The organism is Roseivivax halotolerans (assembly GCF_900115815.1).
Taxonomy (GTDB): domain Bacteria; phylum Pseudomonadota; class Alphaproteobacteria; order Rhodobacterales; family Rhodobacteraceae; genus Roseivivax; species Roseivivax halotolerans.
The window spans coordinates 161,016-173,524 of sequence record NZ_FOXV01000002.1 but is presented as its reverse complement, the minus strand read 5'-3'; the positions used below and the strand labels follow the sequence as shown (position 1 = coordinate 173,524).

Annotated in this window: 14 protein-coding genes; all 14 read left to right on the top strand. The window is 62.9% G+C overall.

Annotation, left to right across the window (positions count from 1 at the left end):
* Positions 1-58: 58 nt before the first annotated feature.
* The 14 genes from BM171_RS03725 (at position 59) to BM171_RS03660 (ending at position 12,502) form a co-directional block, all read left to right on the top strand.
* Positions 59-946, top strand: coding sequence for an NADH-quinone oxidoreductase subunit E (locus BM171_RS03725; RefSeq protein ID WP_093009481.1), 888 nt, complete (start codon positions 59-61; stop codon positions 944-946).
* A gap of 17 nt (positions 947-963) precedes the next feature.
* Positions 964-1,179 carry a DUF5337 domain-containing protein gene (locus BM171_RS03720; RefSeq protein ID WP_093009480.1) on the top strand — a complete coding sequence of 72 codons (216 nt, stop codon included), beginning with the start codon at positions 964-966 and terminating at the stop codon, positions 1,177-1,179.
* Positions 1,180-1,182: 3 nt separating this feature from the next.
* The gene (gene nuoF, locus BM171_RS03715; RefSeq protein WP_093009479.1) at positions 1,183-2,484 is read left to right on the top strand and encodes an NADH-quinone oxidoreductase subunit NuoF; all 1,302 of its coding nucleotides are present in this window, start codon (positions 1,183-1,185) and stop codon (positions 2,482-2,484) included.
* Positions 2,481-2,840 carry a hypothetical protein gene (locus BM171_RS03710; RefSeq protein WP_093009478.1) on the top strand — a complete coding sequence of 120 codons (360 nt, stop codon included), beginning with the start codon at positions 2,481-2,483 and terminating at the stop codon, positions 2,838-2,840. Before nuoF ends, BM171_RS03710 begins: the two co-directional genes overlap by 4 nt.
* Positions 2,841-2,966: 126 nt before the next feature.
* Complete coding sequence (locus BM171_RS03705) at positions 2,967-3,377, top strand: DUF5333 domain-containing protein (RefSeq protein ID WP_093009477.1); 411 nt, start codon at positions 2,967-2,969, stop codon at positions 3,375-3,377.
* A gap of 9 nt (positions 3,378-3,386) precedes the next feature.
* Entirely contained in the window at positions 3,387-5,417 is a 2,031-nt protein-coding gene (gene nuoG, locus BM171_RS03700; RefSeq protein WP_093009476.1) for an NADH-quinone oxidoreductase subunit NuoG, read from the top strand.
* Between the two features lie 5 nt (positions 5,418-5,422).
* Positions 5,423-5,821 (top strand): hypothetical protein, encoded by a 399-nt coding sequence (locus BM171_RS03695; RefSeq protein ID WP_172975014.1) that lies wholly within the window; start codon positions 5,423-5,425, stop codon positions 5,819-5,821.
* 7 nt (positions 5,822-5,828) lie between these two features.
* Positions 5,829-6,866: an NADH-quinone oxidoreductase subunit NuoH gene (gene nuoH, locus BM171_RS03690; protein ID WP_093009475.1), complete on the top strand. Its 1,038-nt coding sequence runs from the start codon at positions 5,829-5,831 to the stop codon at positions 6,864-6,866.
* A gap of 31 nt (positions 6,867-6,897) precedes the next feature.
* Positions 6,898-7,392, top strand: coding sequence for an NADH-quinone oxidoreductase subunit NuoI (nuoI, locus tag BM171_RS03685; protein ID WP_093009474.1), 495 nt, complete (start codon positions 6,898-6,900; stop codon positions 7,390-7,392).
* Positions 7,389-7,799, top strand: coding sequence for a carboxymuconolactone decarboxylase family protein (locus BM171_RS03680; protein ID WP_093009473.1), 411 nt, complete (start codon positions 7,389-7,391; stop codon positions 7,797-7,799). Before nuoI ends, BM171_RS03680 begins: the two co-directional genes overlap by 4 nt.
* Positions 7,796-8,398 carry an NADH-quinone oxidoreductase subunit J gene (locus tag BM171_RS03675; RefSeq protein ID WP_093009472.1) on the top strand — a complete coding sequence of 201 codons (603 nt, stop codon included), beginning with the start codon at positions 7,796-7,798 and terminating at the stop codon, positions 8,396-8,398. The genes BM171_RS03680 and BM171_RS03675 overlap by 4 nt, the downstream gene beginning before the upstream one ends.
* Positions 8,399-8,570: 172 nt before the next feature.
* Positions 8,571-8,876 carry an NADH-quinone oxidoreductase subunit NuoK gene (gene nuoK / locus BM171_RS03670; RefSeq protein WP_048532290.1) on the top strand — a complete coding sequence of 102 codons (306 nt, stop codon included), beginning with the start codon at positions 8,571-8,573 and terminating at the stop codon, positions 8,874-8,876.
* 4 nt (positions 8,877-8,880) lie between these two features.
* On the top strand, positions 8,881-10,953 hold the full coding sequence (gene nuoL / locus BM171_RS03665; protein WP_093009471.1) for an NADH-quinone oxidoreductase subunit L: 2,073 nt from the start codon (positions 8,881-8,883) through the stop codon (positions 10,951-10,953).
* 1 nt (position 10,954) lies between these two features.
* A complete protein-coding gene (locus BM171_RS03660; RefSeq protein ID WP_093009470.1) occupies positions 10,955-12,502 on the top strand; it encodes an NADH-quinone oxidoreductase subunit M in 1,548 nt (515 codons plus the stop codon).
* Positions 12,503-12,509 lie beyond the last annotated feature (7 nt).

Here is a 12,509-nt window from a genome sequence, read left to right as displayed (position 1 = left end):
TTAAAACAGGTGTACGACGGGACACACTGACTAAAAACACGCGAGAGGGAGTGAGAGAATGAGTGGACAGAGCAACGGCATCTCTTGCCAAACGGGGTGCTGGGGGCTTGCCGCCGGCGTCGGGTTCATCACATTTCTGATGCTGCTGGTCGTCGGCAGCACGGGATGGATCGGATCGATTTTCCTCGCAGGCGTAGCGTTCATCGTATTGGGCTTCCTGTTCAGCTGGATGTTCTGCACACCGCTGACACGGCCAGGTGAAGTCAAGCTCGGCAGCGCGAACGGCCCGAAGACGCCGGGCACCGCGGGTGTCGCGCCCGGAAGCGCAGGGGCATCGTCCTCCGCAGGGGGCGCCTCGGGCAACGATCAGCCGGCTGCACCCGCTTCTGCCGTCGGAGCAAAGGCCGCGGCCTCGCAGCCTGACGTGCATGCCGCGCCCGCAAGCGCCGATGCCGAGGCCGGGGTGAAGGTAAAGCCTTCGAAGGATCTGCCGGGCCAGAAGGAGCTCTCCGATCGCAAGGGCAACTGGAAATACGGCGCCGACGAGGACACCAAGAAGCCGACCGCTGCGTCTGGCGGGCAGGCGATAGCCACGGGCGCGAGTGCCGGCGCGGATGCCGAGGCGCGCACAGCCGCGAGCCTCGATCCCGACGCGCCGCAGAAAAAGCCCGAAGCGCTTGACGGCCCACGGGGCGGCAGCGCCGATAACCTGAAGGAAATCAAGGGTGTCGGGCCGAAGCTCGAGAAGGTTCTGAACGAGCTCGGCTTCTATCATTTCGACCAGATCGCGGGCTGGAGCGATGACGAGGTGAACTGGGTGAACCAGAACCTCACCGGTTTCAGAGGTCGGGTCACCCGGGACAACTGGGTCGAACAGGCGAAAGTCCTTGCGTCGGGCGGTGAGACGGAGTTCTCCAAGCGCGTCGACAAGGGCGACGTCTACTGAGGTCAAGCGGGGCGGCGATGCAGGATGACAGCCAGGCGCGGCGCGGACGGGCGATTGCCCTCCTGATCGCCGGAACCGGCCTCTTCTGGATCGCCGCAACCGCGCTCGGTGCCTATCTCGGCTGGGATCAGCGCACTCGCGCGCTGTGCGATCTCGTCGCGTTGGCCGCGTTCGGATACGCGATATTTATGCTCTACGGGCTCTGGCGGGACCGCCAGAAGGATAAGGACTGAACGATGCTGCAAGACCAGGACCGGATCTTCACGAACCTTTACGGGATGCACGACCGTTCGCTGAAAGGCGCGCAGGCGCGCGGCCACTGGGACGGGACCGGCGACATCATCAAGAAGGGGCGCGACTGGATCGTCTCGGAAATGAAGGAATCGGGTCTGCGCGGGCGCGGCGGCGCGGGCTTCCCGACCGGCCTCAAGTGGTCTTTCATGCCGAAGGAAAGCGACGGACGTCCGGCATATCTCGTGGTCAATGCCGACGAATCCGAGCCGGGCACCTGCAAGGACCGGGAAATCATGCGCCACGATCCGCACACGCTGATCGAAGGCTGCCTGATCGCCTCTTTCGCGATGCAGGCCCATGCCTGCTACATCTATATCCGCGGCGAATACATCCGCGAGAAGGAAGCGCTGCAGCGTGCGATCAACGAAGCCTATGATGCGGGTCTCGTCGGCAAGAACGCAGCGGGTTCGGGCTGGGATTTCGACATCTACCTCACGCACGGGGCAGGGGCCTATATCTGCGGCGAGGAAACGGCGCTGATCGAAAGCCTCGAGGGCAAGAAGGGCATGCCGCGCATGAAGCCGCCGTTCCCGGCGGGCGCGGGTCTGTATGGCTGCCCGACCACTGTGAACAACGTCGAAAGCATCGCGGTCGTGCCGACGATCCTGCGGCGCGGGGCGAGCTGGTTCTCGTCTTTCGGTCGTCCGAACAACGCAGGCACCAAGCTTTTCGCGGTCTCCGGCCACGTCAACAACCCATGCGTCGTCGAAGAGAGCATGTCGATCTCGTTCGAGGAACTGATCGAGACGCATTGCGGCGGCATCCGCGGCGGCTGGGACAACCTCAAGGCGGTTATTCCGGGCGGCTCTTCCGTGCCCTGCGTGCGCGGCGAGAAAATGAAGGATGCGGTGATGGATTTCGACTATCTCCGCTCCGAGCTGCAATCGGGTCTCGGCACCGCGGCGGTGATCGTGATGGACAAGGACACCGACATCATCAAGGCGATCTGGCGGCTGTCAAAATTCTACAAGCATGAAAGCTGCGGACAGTGCACGCCGTGCCGCGAGGGCACCGGCTGGATGATGCGCGTCATGGATCGGCTGGTGAAAGGCGAGGCGGAAGTCGACGAGATCGACATGCTGCTCGACGTGACCAAGCAGGTCGAGGGTCACACGATCTGCGCGCTCGGTGATGCGGCGGCGTGGCCCATCCAAGGCCTCATCCGCAATTTCCGGGATGAGATCGAGGACCGCATCAAGCATAAGCGGACCAACCGCGAAGCCACCGTCATGGCCGCGGAATGAGCGTGGTGTCGGAAAAAGGGGTGATGCGGATGCGGTCTGTCGTGATCCTGGCCGGCGCGGCGATGGCGCTCGCCTCCTGCGGCGAGAACCGCGTCGCCTTCGGGGGTGAGTTCTACCGTGCCAATGCCAGCGCACCGGCGCGCGACCGCGCAAATTTCGTGGCGAGCGCGGGGCCGATCTCCAAGGGGATCGAGGGCGCGGCCGCTGCCGCGCAATACGAGGCGGTGCAGCACTGCATCCGCTTCCTCGGCACCTCCGTCATCGACTACACCGTGCCCGAGGGCACTCCGCCGCAGGCTTTGCCGCGCGACGGCGACCGCGTGGTCCTGCGTGGCACCTGCATCGAGGAAAGTTGACTGCAATTGACGCGGCGACAGACCGCCGAAACCGCGTCTGATATTGGATAGCCCGGCCCGACGGCCCCATCTCTTGTCGCAAGCGCCGCTTTTCTAACGCGGCGACCGGTCAAGAGGAGAAAGACCATGCGGAGTGTGAACCTGATCCTGTCGATTGCGTTGGTCCTTGGGGCGACCGGGGCCGCCGCGCAGTCGAAACCGCCGCTGAACCAGGTGCGCGAGATCGACGACGGGCTTCTGATGGTGGGCATCGCTGACGAGATCCGCAAGCGCTGTGACAATATCGACGCCCGCATGATCAATGCCTGGTCCCGGATCCGGGGCCTCGAGAGCCGGGCCAAGAGCCTCGGCTACACCGCAGAAGAGATCGAGGATTACGTGACCTCGGACGAGGAAAAGGCCCGGATGCGCCGGCGCGGCGAGGCGCTTTTGCGCCAACGCGGTTTCGATCCGGCCAGCACAGGCGACTATTGCACCTTCGGGCGCGAGGAAATAGCGAGGGGCAGCCAGATCGGCGTCCTTCTCAGGGAAAGGTGAGACGAGACGATGTCAGACCTCCGCAAGATCAATATCGACGGCAAGGATATCGAAGTGGACGGCGCGATGACGCTGCTCCAGGCCTGCGAAGAGGCGGGCAAGGAGATTCCGCGCTTCTGCTACCATGAGCGGCTGTCGATCGCCGGTAATTGCCGGATGTGCCTTGTCGAGGTCGTGGGCGGTCCGCCGAAGCCGGCCGCCTCCTGCGCGATGCAGGTCCGCGACTTGCGTCCCGGACCCGAGGGCCAGCCGCCTGTCGTGCGGACCAACTCGCCGATGGTCAAGAAGGCCCGCGAGGGGGTGATGGAGTTCCTGCTCATCAACCACCCGCTCGATTGCCCGATCTGCGACCAGGGCGGGGAATGCGACCTGCAAGACCAGGCGATGGCGTATGGCGTCGATTTCTCGCGCTACCGCGAGCCCAAGCGCGCGGTGGACGATCTCGATCTCGGCCCGCTCGTCGAGACGCATATGACGCGCTGCATCTCCTGCACCCGCTGCGTGCGGTTCACGACCGAGGTCGCTGGCATCAACACGATGGGCCAGACCGGCCGCGGCGAGGATGCCGAGATTACCGCGTATCTGGGCGAGACGCTGGATTCGAACTTGCAGGGCAACATCATCGACCTTTGCCCTGTGGGCGCGCTGGTGTCGCGCCCTTATGCCTTCACCGCCCGTCCGTGGGAGCTGACCAAGACCGAGAGCATCGACGTTATGGACGCGCTCGGCTCCTCGATCCGCGTCGACACGAAAGGCCGCGAAGTCATGCGCTTCCTGCCCCGGAATCATGACGGCACGAACGAGGAATGGATCTCCGACAAGACGCGGTTCGTCTGGGATGGTCTCAAGCGCCAGCGCCTCGACAAGCCGTTCATCCGCGAAAACGGCAAGCTGCGTCCGGCGACCTGGCCCGAAGCCCTCGAAAAGGCGGCATCGGCGATCAAGGGTGCCAAGAAGCTTACCGGCCTCGTGGGCGATCTTGCCCCGGTCGAGGCGACCTATGCGCTCAAAGAGCTGGTAGAGAGCTTCGGCGGTTCGGTGGAATGCCGCACGGATGGCGCGAAGCTGCCGGCTGGCAACCGCTCGGCCTATGTGGGCACAGCGGCGGTCGAGGATCTCGATACCGCCGAGATGGTCCTCCTCGTCGGCACGAACCCGGCGGTTGAAGCCCCGGTGCTCAACGCGCGCATCCGCAAGGCATGGGCCGCGGGCGGCGATGTGGCGCTGATCGGCGAGCCGGTCGAGCTGACCTACGAATACGAACACCTCGGATCCGACCGCGCGGCGCTCAAGAAGGTGCTGGAGCGTGGCGTCTCGGACGCGATGAAGGAGCGCGAGCGCCTCGTGGTCATCGTCGGTCAGGGCGCGCTTCGCGGCGAAGACGGTGAGGCTGTGCTGTCCGAGCTCATGTCCTTTGCCGAGAGCGCGGATGCCAAGTTCATGGTCCTGCACACCGCCGCGTCGCGGGTCGGTGCCCTCGATCTGGGCGCGGTGACGGACGGTGGTCTTCCGGCTGCGATGAATGGCGCGGATGTGGTCTACAACCTCGGTGCCGACGAGATCGACATCGAGCAGGGGCCCTTCGTCATCTATCAGGGCAGCCACGGCGATCGCGGTGCGCATCGTGCCGACGTGATCCTGCCGGGCGCGGCCTACACCGAGGAGCAGGGTCTTTTCGTGAACACCGAAGGCCGCCCGCAGCTTGCGCTCCGCGCCGGTTTCGCGCCGGGCGAGGCCAAGGAGAACTGGGCGATCCTGCGGGCGCTGTCGGCCGAGGCGGGCAAGCAGCTTCCTTTCGACAGCATCGCAGAGCTGCGCTCGGACATGGTCAAGGGCACGCCCCATCTTGCAGAGATCGACACGGTGCCGGGCAATGACTGGCTGGTTCACAAGACCGATGCCGGACTTGGCGAGGGCGCGTTCGACCTGCCCATCCGGGATTTCTACCTGACCAACCCGATCGCACGGGCCTCGAGCCTGATGGCGGAGCTCAGCGCCAATGCCAAGGCGCGTCGCGAGACCAAGATCGCCGCGGAGTGACGCCGATGACAGGCTTGCGCCTGGCCCTGATATCGCTGGCCGCCCTCGTGGCGGCCTGCGCCGATTCTGGTGAAACCCGTGACGAGTTGCCGTTCACCCCGGAGTACCAGGGAATCGAAACGCGGCTTCTCGACGGCGACCTGGTGCAGTTCCTGGTCGAAATGCGCGGCGCACGCGACGCCGGAGACCTCGAAGACTATGTCGAATGCGCCGTGGCGCAGTACACATTGATCAGGGGCTACGGATTCGCGCGGCATTTACGCACAAATGTCGAGGAAGAGGGTGGCCTCTGGCGCGCAGATGCGGTTTACACCATTTCGCCAGCGCTCCCCCGTGGGCTGAGGACGATCGACGCCGAAGTCGTCGCCGCCGCCTGCAGGGAAAACGGAATACCGATGGTATGAGGACCCGATGTCTGACTTCATGATGTCCACCGGCGGTACAGCCCTGATCATCGTCGCCCAGTGCCTTGCCGTGGTGAGCTTCGTGATGATCTCGCTGCTGTTTCTCGTCTATGGCGACCGCAAGATCTGGGCCGCCGTCCAGTTGCGGCGCGGCCCGAACGTCGTGGGCGTGTTCGGCCTTCTGCAGACGGTGGCCGATGCACTGAAATACGTGGTGAAAGAGGTCGTGGTTCCGGCGGGTTCGGACCGGACGGTCTTCATCCTCGCGCCGCTGACGTCCTTCGTGCTCGCCATGGTCGCCTGGGCTGTGATCCCGTTCAACGACACGTGGGTTCTGTCCGATATCAACGTCGCCATTCTCTATGTCTTCGCGATCTCCTCGCTTGAGGTCTACGGGGTCATCATGGGCGGTTGGGCGTCGAACTCGAAATACCCGTTCCTCGGATCGCTGCGCTCCGCGGCGCAGATGATCTCCTACGAGGTCTCTATCGGCCTCATCATCATCGGGGTGATCCTCTCGACCGGCTCCATGAATTTCGGTGACATCGTCCGCGCGCAGGAAGGCGATCTGGGTTTCTTCAACTGGTACTGGCTGCCGCACCTGCCGATGGTCTTTTTGTTCTTCATCTCGGCGCTGGCCGAGACGAACCGCCCGCCCTTCGATCTGCCGGAGGCGGAATCGGAGCTCGTGGCGGGCTACCAGGTCGAGTATTCCTCGACACCGTTCCTTCTGTTCATGGCCGGGGAATACATCGCCATCTTCCTGATGTGCGCGCTGACCTCGCTCTTGTTCTTCGGTGGCTGGCTGTCGCCCATTCCGTTCTTGCCCGATGGGCCGCTCTGGATGGTCGCAAAGATGGCCTTCTTCTTCTTCCTCTTCGCGATGGTGAAGGCGATCACGCCGCGCTATCGCTACGACCAGCTGATGCGGCTGGGGTGGAAAGTCTTCCTGCCCTTCAGCCTCGTCTGGGTGGTCTTCGTGGCCTTCGCCGCGAAATTCGGATGGTTCTGGGGCGTCTTCGCGCGCTGGAGCGTCGGCGCATGATGCGCCACTTGCAAACGATTGGGGGTTAATCATGGCCCAGACTGACTATTCCCGCGCCGCCAGCTACTTCCTTCTCTCGGATGTGTGGAAGGGGCTGAAACTCGGGGTGAAATACTTCTTCGGCCCGAAGGCGACGGTCAATTATCCGCACGAGAAAGGGCCGCTGAGCCCGCGTTTCCGCGGCGAGCATGCGCTGCGCCGCTATCCCAACGGCGAAGAGCGCTGCATCGCCTGCAAACTCTGCGAGGCGATCTGCCCCGCCCAGGCGATCACCATCGACGCCGAGCCCCGCGAGGACGGTTCGCGCCGCACCACGCGCTACGACATCGACATGACGAAATGCATCTATTGCGGTTTCTGCCAGGAGGCCTGTCCGGTCGATGCCATCGTCGAAGGGCCGAATTTCGAGTTTTCCACGGAGACCCGCGAAGAGCTCTACTACGACAAGCAGAAGCTCCTCGAGAACGGTGAACGCTGGGAAGCCGAGATCGCGCGCAATCTCGAGCTGGACGCGCCCTACAGATGAGCGACACCCAGAATCCTTTCGAGCTGTTCATGCGGCAGGCGCAGGAGATGGCGAAAGCCTGGAATCCGGCGCTCGAGACGTTCAACGTCCGCGAGTTCGAGCAGTACTGGCCGACCATGCCGAAAGAGTTCATGGAGATGTCCTTCGGCAAGGGCCTGTCGAAGGATGGGCTCGATGCAAAGACGCGGCTGCTCTTGACCTTGGCAGGTCTGACGATGCAAGGCGCGCAGGCAGAAACCCCGTTCCGGATGAATGTGCGCCATGCGCGTGAAGCCGGAGCGACCAAGGACGAGATCGCCGAGACCATCGCGCAGATGTCGATGTTCGCCGGCATTCCCGCCATGACCCGTGCCATGGACCTGGCGCGCGAAGTCATGGAGGCAGACGGAAAGGACGAGACCACATGAGCGCCTTTGCCTTCTATCTCTTCGCGATTTCCACGCTGGCGGGCGGGCTCTTTACCGTCATCAGCCGCAACCCGGTGCATTCGGTGCTCTGGCTGATCCTTGCGTTCCTGAGCTCGGCCGGGCTCTTCGTCCTGATGGGCGCGGAATTCGTGGCGATGCTGCTGATCATCGTCTACGTCGGCGCGGTCGCGGTTCTCTTTCTGTTCGTGGTGATGATGCTCGATATCGACTTCGCCGCGCTCAAGGCCGAGATGGCGCGCTACGTGCCGGTGGCGCTGTTAATCGGGATCGTGATCCTGATGCAATTCGCGATCGTCTTCGGTGCCTGGGAGAGTTCGGAAGTGGCGGCGTCCAATGTCGCGCAGGCCATCCCGGTCGACCGTCACAACACGGAGGCCCTGGGTCTGATCCTTTACGATCAGTACTTCCTGCTGTTCCAGCTGGCAGGGCTCATCCTTCTCGTCGCGATGATCGGGGCGATCGTGCTGACGCTGCGCCATCGCTCGGACGTCAAGCGGCAGGACATCCTCGCGCAGATCTACCGCGACCCGAAGACCTCGATGGAGCTGAAGGACGTGAAGCCCGGTCAAGGGCTCTGACAAACATATCCGGCGTGAAGATCGCGCGGGAGCATTGACGAGTTTTCCGGCCACGGGTGACAAGCCCGGGCCGGAGCAAGACGCGGGAAGCGGCGCTGGCCGTTTTCTTCGCCAAGAAAACAGGCCGGAAAATCCGGGATTTTCCGCGCTCAGGACGGATGAGGGACCGAGAATGATCGGACTGGAACATTACCTGACGGTGGCGGCCGTGCTGTTCGTCATCGGCATCTTCGGGCTTTTTCTGAACCGGAAGAACGTGATCATCCTTCTGATGTCGATCGAGCTCATGCTGCTCGCAGTTAACATCAACCTCGTGGCCTTCTCGGCGCATCTGGGCGATCTGGTGGGGCAGGTCTTCACGCTTTTCGTGCTGACCGTCGCTGCCGCCGAGGCGGCCATCGGCCTTGCGATCCTCGTCTGCTTCTTCCGCAACCGCGGCACCATCGCGGTGGAAGACATCAACGTGATGAAAGGCTGAGCCGATGGAAACGATCATCCTCTTCGCCCCGCTCGTGGGCGCGATCCTCGCAGGGTTCGGCTGGCGCATCATCGGCGAAAAGGGCGCGATGTGGCTCACCACGGGCCTTCTGTTCCTTGCCTGCCTTCTGTCCTGGATCGTATTCCTTGCCCATGACGGCGTGACCGAGAAGGTCCAGATCCTGCGCTGGATCGAGAGCGGCACGCTCTCGACCGATTGGTCGATCCGGCTTGACCGGCTGACGGCGATCATGCTGATCGTCGTCACGACCGTCTCCGCGCTCGTGCACCTCTATTCGATGGGCTACATGGCCCATGACGAGAACTTCAAGGAAGGCGAGGTCTACAAGCCCCGCTTCTTCGCCTACCTGTCCTTCTTCACCTTCGCGATGCTGATGCTGGTGACGTCGGACAACCTCGTACAGATGTTCTTCGGTTGGGAGGGCGTGGGGGTCGCGTCCTATCTCCTGATCGGCTTCTACTACAAGAAACCGTCGGCCAACGCTGCGGCGATGAAAGCCTTCATTGTGAACCGCGTCGGCGATTTCGGCTTCGCGCTCGGTATCTTCGCGCTCTTCTTCCTTGTGGACAGCGTGCGGTTCGACGACATTTTCGCCGCCGCGCCCGAGATCGCGGAGACACAGCTCACTTTCCTTTGGACGGAGTGGAACGCGGCGAACCTCATTGCCTTCCTCCTCTTCGTTGGCGCGATGGGCAAGTCGGCGCAGCTCATCCTGCACACCTGGCTGCCCGACGCGATGGAAGGCCCGACACCGGTTTCGGCGCTGATCCACGCCGCAACGATGGTGACGGCAGGTGTCTTCCTCGTTTGCCGCATGTCGCCGCTGATGGAATTCGCGCCCGAAGCGATGGCCTTCGTGACCTTCCTCGGCGCGACCACCGCCTTCTTCGCGGCGACGGTGGGTCTCGTTCAGAACGACATCAAGCGCGTCATTGCCTATTCGACCTGTTCGCAGCTCGGTTACATGTTCGTGGCCGCGGGCGTCGGCGTCTATTCGGTGGCGATGTTCCACCTCCTCACGCACGCCTTCTTCAAGGCGATGCTGTTCCTCGGCGCGGGCTCGGTCATCCACGGAATGCATCACGAGCAGGACATGCGGAATTACGGCGGTCTCCGCCACAAGCTGCCTTACACGTTCTGGGCGATGATGATCGGCACGCTCGCGATCACCGGCGTCGGCATTCCGCTGACGGGCTGGATCGGTTTCGCAGGCTTCGCATCGAAGGATGCCGTGATCGAGAGTGCATATGCGGCCGGGCCGATGGGCTACGCCTTCTGGATGCTGGTGATCGCGGCGCTCTTCACGAGCTTCTATTCCTGGCGTCTCATCTTCCTGACCTTCTTCGGCGAGGCGCGGGGTGACAAGCACACCCATGAGCACGCACACGAGAGCCCGAAGGTCATGCTGATCCCACTCGGCGTTCTGGCGCTTGGCGCGGTGTTCGCGGGCGCGATCTGGTATTCGAGCTTCTTCGGCCATACGAACGAGGTCGTCCGCTTCTTCGGTGGCGAATATACCGAACCGTCCGAGGAACTCGTCGAGCAGGTGGCCGAGCGCAGCCCGAAAGCGTCCGAATTGCACTACGTGATGGAAAGCGCACCGGGCGAGGCGGCGATCTATATCGCGCCCGAGAACACGATTCTGCACGAGGCGCATTACGTGCCGACCTGGGTCAAGCTATCGCCCTTCGTCGCGATGCTCATAGGGCTTGGCACGGCCTACCTGTTCTACATCGTGAACCCGGCGCTGCCGAAGCGCCTCGCGGAGAACCAGCGGCCCCTCTATCTGTTCCTCCTCAACAAGTGGTATTTCGACGAGATCTACGACTTCCTCTTCGTCCGTCCCGCCAAGTCGCTTGGCCGTTTCCTGTGGAAGCGCGGGGATGGCGGCACGATCGACGGGGCGATCAACGGACTCTCAATGGGCGTGATCCCCTATTTCACGCGCCTCGCGGGCCGCGCTCAGTCCGGCTACATCTTCACCTATGCCTTCTGGATGGTGATCGGCATTGCCGCGCTGATCACCTGGATGTCGCTCTCCGGAGGAGCGCAGTAACATGGACAACCTGCTTTCCATCGTCACTTTCCTGCCGGCGCTCGCCGCTCTGATCCTCGGTGTGTTCCTGCGCGGCGACAGCGCGGCGGCAGACCGCAATGCCAAGTGGCTTGCCCTGATCGCGACCTCGGCGACCTTCCTGATCTCGCTCTTCATCCTGGCGCAGTTCGACCCGGAGGATACGGGCTTCCAGATGGTGGAAGAGGGGCAGTGGCTTCTCGGGCTCAGCTACAAGATGGGCGTCGACGGGATTTCGGTCCTGTTCGTAATGCTGACGACGTTCATCATGCCGCTCGTGATCGCCGCTTCCTGGGACGTGAAGACGCGGGTCAAGGAATACATGATCGCCTTCCTCGTCCTCGAGACGCTGATGCTCGGCGTGTTCATGGCGCTAGACCTCGTTCTCTTCTACCTCTTTTTCGAGGGGGGCCTTATCCCGATGTTCCTCATCATCGGGATCTGGGGCGGCAAGAACCGGATCTACGCGGCGTTCAAGTTCTTCCTCTACACCTTCCTCGGCTCGGTGCTGATGCTGGTCGCGATGGTCGCGATGTATGCCGATGCGGGCACGACGGACATTCCGACGCTTCTCAACCACCAATTCTCTGCTGCCGGCATGAACGTGCTCGGCATCCAGGTTCTGGGGGGTATGCAGACGCTCCTGTTCCTGGCGTTCTTCGCCTCTTTCGCTGTGAAGATGCCGATGTGGCCAGTCCATACCTGGCTGCCGGACGCGCACGTTCAGGCGCCGACGGCGGGCTCTGTGGTGCTGGCCTCGATCCTTCTGAAACTCGGCGGCTACGGCTTCCTGCGCTTCAACCTGCCGATGTTCCCCGTCGGCTCCGAGGTGATCGGGCCCTTCGTTCTCTGGCTCTCGGTCATCGCGATCGTCTACACCAGCCTTGTCGCGCTCGTGCAGGAGGACATGAAGAAGCTGATCGCCTATTCGTCGGTCGCGCATATGGGCTACGTGACGATGGGGATTTTCGCGGCGAACCAGCAAGGCATCGACGGCGCGATCTTCCAGATGCTGAGCCACGGCTTCATCTCCGGCGCGCTCTTCCTGTGCGTGGGCGTGATCTACGACCGAATGCATACCCGCGAGATCGATGCCTATGGCGGGCTCGTGAACCGTATGCCGGCCTATGCGCTGATCTTCATGCTCTTCACGATGGCCAATGTCGGCCTGCCCGGCACGTCGGGCTTCATCGGCGAATTCCTGACGCTGATGGGCGTTTTCCAAGTCAACACCTGGGTCGCGATGTTCGCCACGACGGGGGTGATCCTGTCGGCGGCCTACGCGCTCTGGCTCTATCGCCGGGTGGTCATGGGCGACCTGATCAAGGAAAGCCTCAAGACAATCACGGACATGACTCGCCGAGAGAAGGCCATCTTCGCCCCGCTCGTCTTCATGACGATCTGGCTCGGGGTCTATCCCGCGCCGATCCTCGACCGGATCGGGCCCTCGGTGGAGGCACTGGTTTCGGATTACGAGACCGAAATCGCCAACATGCCGCACGCGACGCAGGTCGCGAGCCACAGCAATTGAGGACCGA